1 pseudogene is annotated in these 527 nt (G+C 74.4%); it reads left to right on the top strand.

The features are described 5' to 3' along the window. Positions 1-527, top strand: a pseudogene (locus ACFPZL_RS14180) (DUF3488 domain-containing protein); the annotation flags it as partial.

Below are 527 nucleotides of genomic sequence, written 5' to 3'. Positions count from 1 at the left end.
CTGGCACCGGCGCTCGACCGCGGCGCGCGCGCGGTGCCGCGGGATCGCATCGATCCCGAGCTCGTGATCCGCGAGCAGGCGAGTCCGCTCGCCGGATACCGCGCCTATAAGCGCGACGCGCTCTTCGAGGAGGAGCTCTTCGCCGTAGATGCCGGGGCTGAGCCCCCCGGGCGACTGCGGCTCGCCGTGCTCGACGCGTACGACGGGGTCGACTTCCACGTCGGTGCCGATGAGGCCGGCCGGTTCGCCCGCTTCCCGAGCGGAGACCGGGTCGAACGGCCGACGCAGGTGGCCGTGCGGGTCGGGCCGGGGTACTCGGGCATCTGGGCGCCGACCGCCGAGCTGGGCAGCGTGCCCGTGTTCGACGGGTCGCGGGCGGCCGAACTCGCCGATGCCTTCTACGTGAATCGGCGCACCGGCGCGGCGATCGCGGTGCCGGGAGGCCGGGAGTCCATCGGCCTGCAGGAGGGAGACGGCTATCGCGCGATCATGAGCGCGGCGCCCGATCCGGACTCGCTCGGCGCGCC

Source organism: Leucobacter soli (assembly GCF_042659205.1).
In the GTDB taxonomy this organism is placed as follows: domain Bacteria; phylum Actinomycetota; class Actinomycetes; order Actinomycetales; family Microbacteriaceae; genus Leucobacter; species Leucobacter soli.
Note: the sequence above shows the minus strand (reverse complement) of the source record. Positions and strands in the feature narration are given on the sequence as shown.